14 protein-coding genes are annotated in these 13250 nt (G+C 65.8%); 5 read left to right on the forward strand and 9 right to left on the reverse strand.

Annotated elements, in window-relative coordinates:
• Window positions 1–70: 70 nt before the first annotated feature.
• Both CJU94_RS24610 and CJU94_RS24615 read left to right on the forward strand, forming a co-directional pair.
• Entirely contained in the window at window positions 71–1351 is a 1281-nt protein-coding gene (locus CJU94_RS24610) for an NAD(P)/FAD-dependent oxidoreductase (RefSeq protein WP_095421269.1), read from the forward strand.
• 94 nt (window positions 1352–1445) lie between these two features.
• Window positions 1446–2141: a TetR/AcrR family transcriptional regulator gene (locus CJU94_RS24615; protein ID WP_095421270.1), complete on the forward strand. Its 696-nt coding sequence runs from the start codon at window positions 1446–1448 to the stop codon at window positions 2139–2141.
• A gap of 72 nt (window positions 2142–2213) precedes the next feature.
• Here the strand turns inward: CJU94_RS24615 and CJU94_RS24620 are convergent, their stop codons facing one another.
• From CJU94_RS24620 to aroQ, 3 genes are read right to left on the reverse strand one after another with little or no spacing between them, the layout of a single operon-like run.
• Window positions 2214–3575 carry an MFS transporter gene (locus CJU94_RS24620; RefSeq protein ID WP_095421271.1) on the reverse strand — a complete coding sequence of 454 codons (1362 nt, stop codon included), beginning with the start codon at window positions 3573–3575 and terminating at the stop codon, window positions 2214–2216.
• Window positions 3576–3620: 45 nt separating this feature from the next.
• On the reverse strand, window positions 3621–4511 hold the full coding sequence (locus CJU94_RS24625) for a shikimate dehydrogenase (protein ID WP_095421272.1): 891 nt from the start codon (window positions 4509–4511) through the stop codon (window positions 3621–3623).
• Window positions 4508–4963, reverse strand: a complete 456-nt coding sequence (gene aroQ, locus CJU94_RS24630; protein WP_095421273.1) for a type II 3-dehydroquinate dehydratase — start codon at window positions 4961–4963, stop codon at window positions 4508–4510. The genes CJU94_RS24625 and aroQ overlap by 4 nt, the downstream gene beginning before the upstream one ends.
• 318 nt (window positions 4964–5281) lie before the next feature.
• On the opposite strand from aroQ, the gene CJU94_RS24635 reads away from it, so the two are divergent.
• From CJU94_RS24635 to CJU94_RS24645, 3 genes are all read left to right on the forward strand, one after another.
• Window positions 5282–7165: a bifunctional sugar phosphate isomerase/epimerase/4-hydroxyphenylpyruvate dioxygenase family protein gene (locus CJU94_RS24635; RefSeq protein ID WP_095421274.1), complete on the forward strand. Its 1884-nt coding sequence runs from the start codon at window positions 5282–5284 to the stop codon at window positions 7163–7165.
• Window positions 7166–7355: 190 nt separating this feature from the next.
• Complete coding sequence (locus CJU94_RS24640) at window positions 7356–7688, forward strand: hypothetical protein (RefSeq protein WP_095421275.1); 333 nt, start codon at window positions 7356–7358, stop codon at window positions 7686–7688.
• 156 nt (window positions 7689–7844) lie between these two features.
• Window positions 7845–8105 carry a hypothetical protein gene (locus CJU94_RS24645; protein ID WP_095421276.1) on the forward strand — a complete coding sequence of 87 codons (261 nt, stop codon included), beginning with the start codon at window positions 7845–7847 and terminating at the stop codon, window positions 8103–8105.
• A 110-nt stretch (window positions 8106–8215) separates the two neighbouring features.
• Here CJU94_RS24645 and CJU94_RS24650 read toward each other — a convergent pair whose 3' ends face one another.
• The 6 genes from CJU94_RS24650 to CJU94_RS24675 form a co-directional block, all read right to left on the reverse strand.
• Window positions 8216–8545: a hypothetical protein gene (locus CJU94_RS24650; RefSeq protein ID WP_095421277.1), complete on the reverse strand. Its 330-nt coding sequence runs from the start codon at window positions 8543–8545 to the stop codon at window positions 8216–8218.
• Window positions 8546–8555: 10 nt separating this feature from the next.
• Window positions 8556–9323 carry an AraC family transcriptional regulator gene (locus CJU94_RS24655; protein ID WP_095421278.1) on the reverse strand — a complete coding sequence of 256 codons (768 nt, stop codon included), beginning with the start codon at window positions 9321–9323 and terminating at the stop codon, window positions 8556–8558.
• Window positions 9324–9477: 154 nt separating this feature from the next.
• A complete protein-coding gene (locus CJU94_RS24660; protein ID WP_095422777.1) occupies window positions 9478–10764 on the reverse strand; it encodes an FAD-dependent oxidoreductase in 1287 nt (428 codons plus the stop codon).
• Window positions 10765–10831: 67 nt separating this feature from the next.
• A complete protein-coding gene (locus tag CJU94_RS24665) occupies window positions 10832–11110 on the reverse strand; it encodes a (2Fe-2S)-binding protein (RefSeq protein WP_095421279.1) in 279 nt (92 codons plus the stop codon).
• Window positions 11100–12257 carry an NAD(P)/FAD-dependent oxidoreductase gene (locus tag CJU94_RS24670; RefSeq protein ID WP_095421280.1) on the reverse strand — a complete coding sequence of 386 codons (1158 nt, stop codon included), beginning with the start codon at window positions 12255–12257 and terminating at the stop codon, window positions 11100–11102. The genes CJU94_RS24665 and CJU94_RS24670 overlap by 11 nt, the downstream gene beginning before the upstream one ends.
• Window positions 12254–13210 carry a 4-hydroxyproline epimerase gene (locus CJU94_RS24675; protein WP_095422778.1) on the reverse strand — a complete coding sequence of 319 codons (957 nt, stop codon included), beginning with the start codon at window positions 13208–13210 and terminating at the stop codon, window positions 12254–12256. The genes CJU94_RS24670 and CJU94_RS24675 overlap by 4 nt, the downstream gene beginning before the upstream one ends.
• Window positions 13211–13250: the final 40 nt, after the last annotated feature.

A 13250-nucleotide genomic window follows, 5' to 3' on the forward strand; every position in this document is an offset into this window, starting at 1 on the left:
TCGCCACTCTTGCACACGGCAAGCGCACGACGGCTGGACGCGAGCGCGCGATTGCCGCTACCCTAACCCTATGCAAAGCTTTTACGAAGCCACTGTCACCCGCTCGTCCGCTTATGCGCCGCTCGCCGGGCGGCGTAGCGCCAACGTCTGCATCATCGGCGGCGGCCTTGCGGGATTGTCCACGGCGTTGGGGCTCGCCGAGCGAGGCGTCGCCGACGTCACCGTGCTCGAAGCCCGGCAGGTGGGTTTCGGCGCGTCCGGGCGCAATGGCGGATTCGTGTTCGGCGGCTACAGCCTCGATTGCGCCGACCTGTTGAAAACCCTCGGTGCGGCCCGCGCCCGCGAGCTCTACACGTTGACCACCGACGCCGTCGATCTGATGAGGAAGCGCATTGCGCGCTATAGCATCGACTGCGACGCGACCGATGCCGGCGTGATCCTCGCGAACTGGTTCGACGAACCGGCGCGGCTCGAATCGCAGCGGCGTCTGATGCGCGACTCGTTCGGCGTCGAGTGGGAACCGGTGACGGCGGAACAGCTCGCTTCGCAGCTGAAGACGCGCCGCTATCACGGCGGCCTGTTCGAGCGCAACGCATTCCACTTTCATCCGCTCAAATATGTACTCGGCGTGGCCGGCGCCGCATCCCATGCCGGCGTGCAGATTCATGAGCACTCGCCCGTCGTGCGTCTGCAGCGCGACGGCGCCGGCTTCGTGGTGCACACGCGGCACGGCGCGCTCGAAGCGCGCCATGTCGTGATGGCCGGCGGCGGCTACGCGCGTCGCGTCTACCCGCGGGTCGAACGCGCCGTGCTGCCGATCGCCACCTACGTGATGGCGACCGAACCGCTCGGTGCGCGCCTGAAAGACGCGCTCGACACCCGCGCCGCCGTCTACGACACCCGCTTCGCCTTCGACTATTACCGGCCGCTGCCCGACACGCGCATTCTGTGGGGCGGCCGCATCTCGGTGCGCGACCGCGCGCCCGAGGTGATCGCGCGCCTGTTGCGGCGCGATCTGCTGAAGGTCTATCCGCAGTTGCACGACGTGCGTATCGAGCACGCGTGGGGCGGCTTGATGAGCTACGCGCGGCACAAGATGCCGCAAATCGGCCGCAGCACGGACGGCGTCTGGTACGCGGTCGGCTTCGGCGGGCACGGCATGGCGCCGACCACCGTGTCCGGCGAACTGCTGGCGGCGGCCATTGCCGGCGAGCGCCCGGTGCCCGAGGCATTTGCAACGTTCGGTCTGACGCCCACGTATGGCGCGCTGGGTCTCGCGGCCGCGCAACTCACCTACACCGCCATGCAGACACGCGACGCGCTCGCCGCGCGCCGCCGGCCTGCCGTTTGAGGTCGGCCAATACGTGCCCGCTTAGGTCCGGGACCCGCGCCGGCCGTCGATTTGGCCATGCTAGAATGCGCCGTCACTGCCGCTCGAATACACAATGAAAAAGGGAAGCAAGGCTGCCGAGCCTGATACCAACGGCATCCCGTCCGACAGTCCGCGTACCGACACCCGGCGCAAGTACGACCCGGAACAGACCAAGCGCAATATCCTCGAGGTCGCGACCCAGGAGTTCTCCGCGATGGGATTGGCGGGCGCACGCGTCGACGCGATCGCGGAGCGTACCAACACCACCAAGCGCATGCTGTACTACTACTTCGGCAGCAAGGAAGGGTTGTACCAGGCAGTGCTGGAAAAGGTGTATGGAGACATTCGCGCACTCGAACAGGATCTGCACGTCAGCGAGCTCGATCCGATCGAGGGCATGCGCGCGCTGGTCGAGTTTACGTTCGACTATCACGACCGTCAGCGCGATTTCGTGCGGCTCGTCACCATCGAAAATATTCACGGCGCGAAGTACGTCGAGCAGGTCAAAAGCTTCAAAGGCCGCAACGTCACCGTGATTCATACGATCGAAGATCTGCTCAAGCGCGGTATCGCGGCAGGCCAGTTCCGCAGCGACATCGATCCCATCGATCTGCATCTGCTGATCAGTTCGCTGTGCTTTCACCGCGTCGGCAATCGCCATACCTTCGGCGCGGCGTTCGGGCGCGACCCCTCGCATCCGCGCTTGCGCGCGCGGCATCGCGCCATGATCGTCGATGCCGTGCTGCGATTCGTGCGCAAAGACGATTGAGGCGAGCCTCAACGTAAAAAACGGGACGTGGCCTGCGCCACGTCCCGTTTTTTTCATCGGTTTGCGGACCGCTCAATCCACCAGCACGATCCGCTTGATATCGCCGACGATAAAGATGTACGACAGCGCGCCGATCAGCGCGATCGCGCCGATGAACACCAGCGCGCCGACAAACGAGCCGGTTGCCGCGACGATGAAACCCACCACCAGCGGCGTCACGATGCCGGCCAGGTTGGCGGCGAAGTTGAAAATGCCGCCGGTCACGCCGAGCAGGCCTTCCGGCGCGATATCCGACACCAGCGTCCAGCCCAGCGCGGCCATGCCCTGCGCGAAAAACGCCACCGACAGAATCGCGATCACCGCCACGTTGCTCTCGACATAGTTGGCAAGAACGATGGTCGACGCGAGCAGCAGGCCGGCAATGATCGGCAGCTTGCGCGCCACGTTCGCCGACTTGCCGCGACGCAGCAGCCAGTCGGAGAAAAAGCCGCCGAACATCACGCCGATCGACGCCGCAATGAACGGCATGATCGCGAAGAAGCCGATTTTCAGCCATGCCATATGGCGTTCGGTGGCGAGATACGTCGGGAACCAGGTGAGGAAGAACACCAGCGTCGAGTTGCCGGCGAACTGGCCGAGGCAGATGCCCGCCAGTTGACGATGCTTGAGCAGCCGGCCGATGGTGCGCCATTCGAAACCGCTCTTTGCCGCGCCGCCCGCTGCATCGGCGACCTTCTTCGCGCTCGTCAGACCGCCGCCCGCTTCGATATAGGCGAGCTCCGCCTGATTCGCCGACGGATGATCGCGCGGCTCGCGATAGAACATCCACCAGATCCCGCCGAATACGATGCCGACGCCGCCCACCACGTAAAAGAGCGAGCGCCAGCCGAAGGCGCCCATCAGCATGAACAGGAACGGGCTGAAAAAAGCGAGGCCGATATATTCGCCCACCGTGTACGTGCCGGTCGCCATCGCGCGTTCGCTCTGCGGGAACCACGTGGCCACCACCCGGCTATTGGTCGGAAAGCACGGCGCCTCCGAGACGCCGAGGCCGAGTCGGAACGCGAACAGCGCGCCGATGCCGTGCACCAGGCCTTGTGCGAGCGTGCACAGCGACCAGAAGGTCATCGACAGGAAATAAGTGAGCTTGCTGCCGAAGCGGTCGAGAAACAGACCGCCCGGAATTTGCGAGGCCACATAGCTCCACGAAAACACCGAGAAGAGCAGCCCCATCAGGGCGGCGTTGATGCCGAGCTCTTTGGTCAACTGCGGCGCCGCGATGCCGAGCACCGTGCGGTCGAGATAATTGATCATCGTGCCGACCGCGAGCAGCGCCAGAATCTGATAGCGGGCTTTCGAGCGGCGCGCGGTGCTCACCGCAGCGCTTTTCGGCGTGGCGGCGTCGGCCTGGGCGGATGGAATGGGTTGCTGCATATCGTGTTTGTCTCCTCTGCTTGTTACCGGTTGATGCGCTACCGGTTAGCGTTGCAATAACGACTGGAAATGGCCGTACACTCGCTCGGCGTCGGGTTCGAGGCCGGTGAAGATGCGCATGGCGTCGACCGCCTGATAGACCGCCATGCCGCCGCCGCTCAGCGTGCGGCAGCCGAGTGCTTCGGCCGCCTGCAGCAGCGCGGTGCGAATCGGAAAATAGACGATGTCCGCCACCCACAGATCGCGGTGCAGCAATTCGACCGGCAACGGCAAGCCGGGCAATTTCGCCATGCCCGTGGGGGTGGCGTGAATCAGGCCATTGGCGACCGCGAGCGACTCGCCGAGCGAACTGCCCGCGCTGACCGCGGCGCCAGGAAAGCGCGTTTGCAACTCCTCGGCGAGCGAGGCCGCGCGCGTCGCATCCACGTCGAATAGCGTGAGCGATTTCGCGCCCATGGTCAGCGCGGCATGGGCCACCGCCGCGCCGGCGCCGCCCGCGCCCAGTTGCACGACGCGCTCCAGCGACACGTCCGGCAAGCCGCGCTGGAACGCACGGGCAAAGCCGGACCAGTCCGTGTTGTGACCGATGCGTTTGCCGTCCTTGAACAGGACCGTGTTGACCGCGCCGAGCGCGCGTGCGTCGTCGGACAGTTCGTCGAGCAGCGGAATCACCGCCTGCTTGCACGGGTACGTGATGTTCAGACCGTTGAAACCCATGCGTTCGGCCGCGGTGAGCAGATCGGGCAGCGCGGCGATGTCGAGCTTCAACGCTTCCAGATCGATGCGCCGGTATACATAGTGCAAGCCGAGCTTGCTGCCCTCTTCCTCGTGCATCGCGGGTGTCAGCGACCCGCCGATACCCGCGCCGATCAAACCGACCAGATAGGAATGGGGTGTTGCCTGTGCGTTTGCTTGTGCGTTCGCTTGTGCGTTCATTTCGCCGCCCTATGCTTAAGAATGGTAGCCATCCGCTCCAGCGCCAGTACGTAGCCTTGCGTGCCGCAACCGATGATGATTCCCTCCGCCACCGCCGACACGTACGAGTGATGCCGGAACGCCTCGCGGCGATGCACGTTTGATATATGCACTTCGATGACGGGCTTTTCGATAGCCGACAGCGCGTCGGCGATGGCAACCGACGTATGCGTGTAAGCCGCCGGATTGATCACGATGCCGTCGACCTTGGTGCGCGCCGTATGCAACCAGTCGATCAGCTGATGTTCGGCGTTCGACTGGCAGAAGTCGATCGACAGATTCAAACGCTCTCCCGCATCGCGGCAGAGTTTCGCGACGTCGTCGAGCGTTTCCGAGCCATAGAATGCCGGCTCGCGCGTGCCGAGCAGATTGAGATTCGGTCCGTTGAGGACCAGTACTGAGGCGAAACTCATGAGATGCACTCCTGCAAATTGAGGCCTGAAACCAGCCGCGGCGAGCGCGGCGCTCCGGCAACCTGACGGCAGTGTGCACGCGTTGGCCGCTGTCGTCATTCGGGGTTTGTACGAATTTGTACCATCTAGTTAGTTTGTATAAACTATCGACAACATTAGTTAGCGTGGGCAGTTGTGGCCTGCGTATTACTGCAACAAGTAACGAACTGGCCCATTTTGCGCATTGCAGCATGCCTGACTCAACACCGGCGAGCGGCGCGCGCGGGCCGTCGCACGCCCTCTCCCCTAGCCGTTTGATTGTTTCTGCAGGAGCCGTCCATGCAACGTTCGATTGCCACCGTGTCGATCAGCGGAACCCTCGTCGAGAAGCTGACCGCGATCCAGGCCGCGGGCTTCGAAGGCATCGAGATCTTCGAGAACGATCTGCTGTATTTCGACGGCTCGCCGGCCGACGTGCGGCGCATCGCCGAAGATCTCGGGCTGAAGATCGTGCTGTTTCAGCCGTTCCGCGATTTCGACGGTGTGAGCCCGGAGCGCCTCGAGCACAATCTCGACCGCGCGAAGCGCAAGTTCGACGTCATGCATGAACTGGGTACGGACCGCATTCTGGTATGCAGCAACGTTTCGCCCGACACCATCGGCGACGATTCGCTGATGACCGACCAGCTCGGCGCGCTCGCCCGCGCCGCAGAGGCCGCCGGCGTGATCGCCGGCTACGAAGCGCTCGCGTGGGGCAAGCACGTGAAAACGTACCGGCACGCGTGGAAACTCGTGAATGCGGTCAATCATCCCAACCTCGGACTCGTGCTCGACAGCTTTCACACGCTTTCGCTGAACGATACGGTGGACGGGATCGCCGACATTCCCGGCGAGCGCATCGCCTTCGTGCAGATCGCCGATGCGCCGAAACTCGCGATGGACGTGCTCGAATGGAGCCGCCACTATCGCTGCTTCCCGGGCCAGGGCGATTTCGATCTGGCCGGTTTCACGGCCCAGGTCGTGAGAACAGGCTATAACGGGCCGCTTTCACTGGAAATTTTCAACGACGGCTTTCGCGCCGCCCCGACCACCATCACGGCCGCGGACGGCCATCGTTCGCTGCTGTTCCTCGAGGAACAGACCCGCGCGCTGCTCGAAACCACCCAGCAGCCGGTCGGCGACCTCTACCACTCGCCCGCGGCGCCCGCGCACGTCGGCTATCAGTTTCTCGAATTCGCGGTCGACCACACCACGCGCGCGCAACTGATCGACTGGCTCGGCAAACTGCGCTTTCGCGAGGCCGGGCGGCATCGTTCGAAGGAAGTGACGCTTTATCAGCACGGTGCAGCCTCGATCGTGCTGAACGCCGAACCGGATTCTTTCGCCAATGCGTTCTTTCAGCAGCATGGCTTGTCGCTGTGCGCATCGGCATTTCGCGTGGACGACGCCCACCAGGCCTTCGAGCGCGCCGCCGGCTTCGGCTACGCGCCGTTCTCCGGGCAAATCGGCCCGAACGAGCGGCTGCTGCCCGCCGTGCAGGCGCCGGACAGCAGCCTGAACTATTTCGTCGACGAAACCCCGGATCAGCCCACCTTGTTCGAGGCCGATTTCGTCCTCACCGACATCAACGGTCCGACCGAAGTGGGGCCGCTTAGCCGCATCGACCATGTCTGCCTGTCGGTGCCGGCGAATTCGCTGGATACGTGGGTGCTGTTTCTGCGAACCGCCTTGGGGTTCGACGCCGAGCCGGGCGTGCTGGTGCCCGATCCCTACGGGCTCGTGCGCAGCCGCGCGCTGCGCAGCCGTGACGGGTCGGTGCGCATCGTGCTGAATGCCTCCGTGGACCGCCACACGGCGGTGGCCGAGGCGCTGCACACCTATCACGGCTCCGGCCTGAACCACGTCGCGTTCAGCACCGGCGACATTTTCAGCGCGATCCCCGAATTCGTCGCCGACGGCTTGCCGGTACTGCGCATCCCGCGTAATTACTACGAGGATCTCGCCGCCCGCTACGCGTTGCCGGACGAGACGCTCGAGGCGCTGCGCGCCAATAACATCCTGTACGACCGCGACGAACGGGGCGGCGAATTTTTCCACGCCTACACGGAACAGCTCGATCAACGCTTTTTCATGGAAGTCGTCGAGCGGCGCGGCGGGTACGACGGCTACGGCGCGGCCAACGCCGCCGTGCGGCTTGCCGCGCAGGCGCAGCGCCGCAAGTAGGCTGCGCGCGAGTCAGCTTGGCGCCCGACGGCCCGTTGAACCGGCCCTGGCGGGCACGGCACGTGCGGCTTTGGCTGAAGCGCCGCGCCGCCCCGATATAATGACGCCTGATTTCGCGGCCCATGCCGCGCGGCTGTGCCATGTGCGGGCGTCGCACGTACTGTCGGCCGAATGTAACGCCAGGAGAGATATGAAGAAGTTTGCCGTAGTTCTGTCAGTTCCCCTGCTTCTCAGCGCGTGCGCGTACTTCCAGAAAAACCCGGATGCCGGCGAACCCGTCACGGACACGACCACGCAACGCTCCGTCAACGACGTGGTCTCGTGTCTGACGCAGGTGGCCACGAGCCACAACGCCGCGTTCAAGTCCACGGCGATTCCGCAAGGCCAGATGCTCGACTTCGGCGATTCGAATATCGTGAAGGTGCGCAGCGACAATGGCGCGACGACTTACCGTTTCTATGCGGGCAAGCGCCACGTCAACAATCTGTGGATCGAATCGGCGGGCAAAACGTGCGCCCCGTAAGGGTTGGCGGGCGAAAGCAGACGTAAGTGTGACAATCGGTAAGCGGTTCCGGTGCCATCTTCGTGTCACGGTGTTACAGGACAATGGTGTCTTAAGAATCGTTTAAGACTTCGTCCGCATCATCCACCAGACACTAATTCGCACAAGGTGCGCACCATGAACCAGCCCGACCCCAACACGAACGACACGGCGGCGCCGGCCAAGCGGCCTACCATCCTGCGTCGCCTGCTGAGCCATCACGAACTGGCCACGCTGCTGCTGTTGCTGCACGCACCCATCGACGCGTCCGCCAAACCGGAGATTCCGCAGCTTCACGAAGCCGGCCTGATCGAAACGGTCTCCGGCGATGCCGGCTCGTCGCATATCCGTTTGACGCGCGAGGGCAACGCCGTGCTGCGCGGTCTGGGCGTGAAATAACGCGCGCTTCGATATCCGGATTCGAAAGCCGCGCGCCTGGATCCGAGACCCTTTGGGCGCTCGAGCGCCGGCAAGGCCCGCTGACGAACGCCACGGCGAAATCGCGCGACTCAAGCCTGCCACACGCCGTACCCCGCTTCGCGCAGTCCTATCGCCAGTTCCACCTCCATATCCTGTGCGCCGCGGTAAGGCATGGGATTGAACACTTCATATAACTCGGGCACGAGCCGCACGCCGTAATCGCGCACATAGCGATTGGCCTGAATGCCCGCCTTGTGCCGGTCGAAGCGCAGATCCGGGTCCAGTCCCGTCATTCCCACGTACACGCAAGGCTTGTCGAACCGGTAGTCCGGATTCGCGCGGCGAAAGCGCGCCTCGTTCCACACCTTGTCGTCCAGCGCGACGACGTAGACAGAGTAGTGATGCTTGCGGCGAGCCATGGCCGGCGCTTCAGCTCCGCGAAGTGCCGTGCAACAGCATGCGGTATTCGGTGGGCGTCACGCCGACGGTCGCCTTGAATTGGCGCGTAAACGCGCTGTGGTCGGTGTAGCCGCACAGCGCGGCGACGTCGGTGACCTTGTCGTGCGACACCAGCAGCGCCGTGGCGGCATCCAGCCGGGTTTTCAGCAATACCTGGCGCGGCGTCAGATGAAACACTTTGTGAAAGTAGCGCTCCAGTTGCGCGACCGACATGTCCGCCATGGCCGCGAGCTGCTTCAGATTCAATGGCTGGACGTAATTTTCCTGGATGGACTGCACCACCGCGGCGAGGCGGCTGTAGGCAGGATGGCTGCTTTCGTCCGCTTTCAGATCGCGCGAAATGCCGGCTAGGCCGACCACCTTGCCGGCCGGATCCCGCAGCGGCTGCTTGCAGGTCAGACACCAGCCCGGCTGCCTGCCGGGATAAAGATGCAGTTCCAGTTGATCGATCAGCTGATTGCCGACGTTGATGATCGCCTTGTCCTGCGCCGTATAGATGCGCCCGAAGCGGCGCGGGAAGACGTCCTCGGCGGTCTTGCCGAGCAGCGCGGCCTTTTCCTTGAAGCCGCAGCGCGACGCGAGCGTGCGGTTGACGAGCGCATAGCGCGCCTCGGCGTCCTTGACGAAGAACACGACATCCGGCATCGCGTCGAACACCGGCTCGAGCAGCCTGAAATGCGACAGCATGCCGGACAGCGTTGCGTCGTCCGTTTCGAGCGGATGAGCCAGCGTGTTCATCGTGCGGGTCCCGTTGGTCCGTGCGTTGATGAGGGGAGTCGGGGGAGCGAACGTCGTTGCGGCCCGACGCTCGGCGTGTGCGGTCGATTATAGGGCCGCGCCGCAGCGGAACAATATCCGCCGGCGGGAGTCCGCCTGCCTGTGGACGAACGGGTCATTCCGCTGGCGGCGGCGCCGCATTCGCCGCCATCAATGTACTGATCGGCGCGGGGCTGAACGGTGGGCGCGGTGCCGCGGCCTGCCAGCCGAAGTAGAGGCTCGCCGCCGTGCCGCAGATCCTCCCCTGACAAGCGCCCATGCCGCAGCGGGTCTGCAGCTTCGCGTCGCGCCAGTTCGCGAACTCGCGGACTTCGCCGAGGCTCACGTCCTCGCAGCGGCACAGCAGCGTGCTGTCGGCGGGCGGCGTGCGCGCGGCGTCCCGCAACGCGAAAGCGGCGTCCACACGCCGGCCGAAGCGGCGCCATCGCGCCCGCTGAGCGTCGAGCGCGGCGCGGTCCGCGGCGCCGCCGCTTGCGGCAAGACCGGCGATCTCGCCTTCCACGCCGGCCAGTTCCGCGCCGCCCACGCCGGTGCACTCGCCCGCCGCGAACACGCCCTCGACCGACGTGCGCTGCCCGCCGTCGACGACGATCTCGCCCGCTGCGCCGATCGTGCAGCCGAGCGCTTGCGCCAGCGTCACGTTCGGCACGAGACCATAGCCGCAGGCGATGCGCTCGCACTCGAGCGTCACGCGCCTTTCCGCGTGGCCCCGTGAGATGGTGACCCGCTCGACGCGGCCGTCCCCGTGCGCCGCTTCAACCATACTGCCGGTCCAATAATGCAGGCCCGCGAACCCGCGCGTCATGCCGACGGCCTGCCGCAACTTGCCGGGCTCCGCCAGAAGCGAGACGCCGAAACGCGCAACGTCGAACGCCGGCGCCTGCTCCACCACCGCCACCACCCGCGCCCCGGCCGCGCGCGCGGTGGCGAGCGCGGCGATCAGTAAAGGACCGCTGCCGCCGATCACGATCCGCTCGCCGCGCACCGGCATGCCGCCCTTGATGAGCGCCTGCAGCGCGCCCGCGCCGCTCACGCCCGGCAAGGTCCAGCCCGGGAAAGGCAAGAGCCGTTCCCGGGCGCCGGTTGCGAGGATCAAGTGTTCATAGGTCACGCAGGCGCCGCCGTGCTCCGCCGATTCGAGCAGCAATCGGCGTGAATCCAGCGGCGCAACCACGCGAGTCGACGGCCAGAGCGTGGTGTTACCTCGATCCCCGATCGCGCTCAGTAAGCGCTGCAAAGGCGCTTGCGGCGCATGGCCCGGCCCCTGCCGCCAGATCTGGCCGCCAGCGCGCGGATTGTCGTCGAGCAAGGCGACCGTGGCGCCCGCGCGCGCGGCGGCGTGCGCGGCGTTCAAACCGGCCGGACCCGCGCCGACGACGACGATATCGAAGTGCTGTTTCATGGTGTGGCCGCCGCTTTGTCCCATTGCGCCACGCGGATTTCCGTGGCGACCTGGCATGATTGCCGGTTCATGGCGTGCCTGCCGAATCGTCGGTACGAACGATCTGGCCGTCCCGGCACAGCGCCTGGCACGCCAGCGTGTGCGCCCGGCCGTCGATCGTCACGCGACACTCCTGGCACACGCCCATCCCACACAGCGCGGCGCGAGGCTCGCCGCTCACGGACGTCCGCGTGCTGCGAACACCCGCCAGCACGAGCGCCGCGGCCACGGTCGTGCCGCTTTCGACGTCGATACTCCGGCCGTCGATCGTCAAGCGGATGACTGACGCGTCGCCGCTACGATGCATGGGTCACCTTTTCGGCAAAACGCACGGGCAGATAAGGCTCGGCAGGAATCGGCGCGATGGTCGCCACAGTCGCCACACTCGCACCACTCGCGACGATCTGCGCCGCAAGCAGCTTCGCGGTGGCGAGCGAGGTCGTCACGCCCAAGCCCTCGTGCCCGACGGCCAGCCACACTCCGGGCGCAAAATCACCCGCCGCGCCGATCAGAGGCAGTCCGTCCGGCGTGACCGCCCGAAATCCGGTCCACGCGCGAATGCCATTGAGCGTCGGCAGAACCGGCAGGTAGCGCGCGGCGCGCTGCAGCATCCGCGCGAGCACGGGCATGTCGACGGCGGGATCGGTGCTGTCGAACTGGCGCGACGAGCCGATCAGCAGTTGCCCCGTGGGCCGCGGTTGCGCATTGAACGCCACCGAGGTGCCGGCCGCGTGATGCGCGCTTTTGATGTAGCCGAGTTCGAGCAACTGATGCCGGATCACGCCGGGATAGCGGTCCGTGATCAGCAGATGGCCTTTCTTCGCCTGCAACGGCAGCGACGGCACCAGATGCCGTGCGCCCAGACCGTTGGCCACGACGACGTGCGCCGCGCCGACAAACTCGCCGCCGGCGAGCGTGATGCCGCTCGCGCCGATCGAGCTCACCGTCGTGCCCAGGCGCACGCGAATCTTCGCGGCGGCCGGCGATTGCGTCAGCAGCCATTCGGCGACCGTCGGCGCGTACACGATACTGTCGTGCTCGATGCGCAAACCGCCCGCCATCGAGGCCGCCAGTGCCGGCTCGCACGCGCGCAACGCGGCCGCGTCGAGCAGTTGCGCCGCAACGCCCTGCGCCTCGAACGCGGCATGCATCGCGCGGGCGGCTTGCTGTTCCTCTTCGTCGGCGGCGACCCAGAGCGTGCCGCAGCGCGCGAACGCGTCGCGCGAGCGCAGCTGCGGCGCGAGTTCCAGCCACAGGTCTCGTGAATAGCGGCTCAGCGCGAACTCAGCCGGCGAGTCGTTCATCACGACGATGTGGCCCATGCCCGCCGCCGTCGCGCCGCCGCCGATGCCTTGCGCGTCGAACACGTCGACCCGCATGCCGAGCGCCGCCAGTTCCGCCGCGCACGCCGCGCCGACAATCCCTGCGCCAACGATCAACACGTCCGCCGTCATGCCGTGCGGATGCCCCACGCGAACGGATCGCGCTCGTCGAAGCACAGGCGCGCCTGCGCGGTAATGTAGGCGTGGCCGGTGATGGTGGGAATCACGTGGACGCCGTCGCCGGCATGGCGATAGCTCGCCTCGAATACGCTGCCGATAATGCTCTCCTGCCGCCACACCGCGCCTTCGGCCAGTTTGCCGTCGGCCGCGAGGCAGGCCACCTTGGCGCTCGTGCCGGTGCCGCATGGCGAGCGGTCGTACGCATTGCCGGGACAAAGCACGAAGCTGCGGCTGTCGATGCCGTCGCGCGAACCGGGAGCGAAGAGCTCGATGTGGTCGATCAACGCACCCCCGGCGCCGGTGATGCGTTGCGCGATCAGCGCGTCGCGGATCGCCCCACTGAACGCCGTCAATTCGCCGATACGCGAGGCCTCCAGCACGCGTCCATGGTCGGCGACGAGAAAGAACCAGTTGCCGCCCCAGCCGATATCGCCGCTCAACACGCCGTGCCCCGGCACGTCTACCCGCACGGACTCGCGATAGCGACAGGCCGGCACATTGCGCACGGCCACGCTGCCATCCTCGTTGAGCGTCGCTTCGACGATGCCGACCGGCGTCTCGATCCGATGACGCCCCGGCCCGATCCGTCCCAGGTGGGCGAGCGAGACGATGAGACCGATCGTGCCGTGCCCACACATGCCGAGATAGCCGACGTTGTTGAAAAAGATCACGCCGGCCGCGCACGTGGGGTCATCGGGCTCGCACAGCAGCGCGCCCACCACCACGTCCGAACCGCGCGGTTCGGTGACGATGCCCGCGCGCCAGTCGTCGAACTGCGTGCGCAATACGTCGAGCCGTTGCGCCAGCGTGCCGCCGCCGAGATCCGGGCCGCCCGACACCACGAGGCGGGTCGGTTCACCGCCGGTGTGCGAGTCGATAATGTCCAAGGTTTTCATGATGCTCATGGTAGAAACGGCGAACCGCCGAGTCTTGGTGCGCTTGCGC

It is taken from the genome of Paraburkholderia aromaticivorans, assembly GCF_002278075.1.
Taxonomy (GTDB): domain Bacteria; phylum Pseudomonadota; class Gammaproteobacteria; order Burkholderiales; family Burkholderiaceae; genus Paraburkholderia; species Paraburkholderia aromaticivorans.

Bases quoted from the DNA above. Each gene is read 5' to 3' on its own strand.
- CJU94_RS24615 (WP_095421270.1), top strand. From the start codon at position 1,446: ATGAAAAAGGGAAGCAAGGCTGCCGAGCCTGATACCAACGGCATCCCG.
- CJU94_RS24625 (WP_095421272.1), bottom strand. From the start codon at position 4,511: ATGAACGCACAAGCGAACGCACAAGCAAACGCACAGGCAACACCCCAT.
- CJU94_RS24660 (WP_095422777.1), bottom strand. From the start codon at position 10,764: ATGAAACAGCACTTCGATATCGTCGTCGTCGGCGCGGGTCCGGCCGGT.
- aroQ (WP_095421273.1), bottom strand. From the start codon at position 4,963: ATGAGTTTCGCCTCAGTACTGGTCCTCAACGGACCGAATCTCAATCTG.
- CJU94_RS24650 (WP_095421277.1), bottom strand. From the start codon at position 8,545: ATGGCTCGCCGCAAGCATCACTACTCTGTCTACGTCGTCGCGCTGGAC.
- CJU94_RS24670 (WP_095421280.1), bottom strand. From the start codon at position 12,257: ATGACGGCGGACGTGTTGATCGTTGGCGCAGGGATTGTCGGCGCGGCG.
- CJU94_RS24665 (WP_095421279.1), bottom strand. From the start codon at position 11,110: ATGCATCGTAGCGGCGACGCGTCAGTCATCCGCTTGACGATCGACGGC.
- CJU94_RS24610 (WP_095421269.1), top strand. From the start codon at position 71: ATGCAAAGCTTTTACGAAGCCACTGTCACCCGCTCGTCCGCTTATGCG.
- CJU94_RS24635 (WP_095421274.1), top strand. From the start codon at position 5,282: ATGCAACGTTCGATTGCCACCGTGTCGATCAGCGGAACCCTCGTCGAG.
- CJU94_RS24645 (WP_095421276.1), top strand. From the start codon at position 7,845: ATGAACCAGCCCGACCCCAACACGAACGACACGGCGGCGCCGGCCAAG.
- CJU94_RS24640 (WP_095421275.1), top strand. From the start codon at position 7,356: ATGAAGAAGTTTGCCGTAGTTCTGTCAGTTCCCCTGCTTCTCAGCGCG.
- CJU94_RS24620 (WP_095421271.1), bottom strand. From the start codon at position 3,575: ATGCAGCAACCCATTCCATCCGCCCAGGCCGACGCCGCCACGCCGAAA.
- CJU94_RS24675 (WP_095422778.1), bottom strand. From the start codon at position 13,210: ATGAGCATCATGAAAACCTTGGACATTATCGACTCGCACACCGGCGGT.
- CJU94_RS24655 (WP_095421278.1), bottom strand. From the start codon at position 9,323: ATGAACACGCTGGCTCATCCGCTCGAAACGGACGACGCAACGCTGTCC.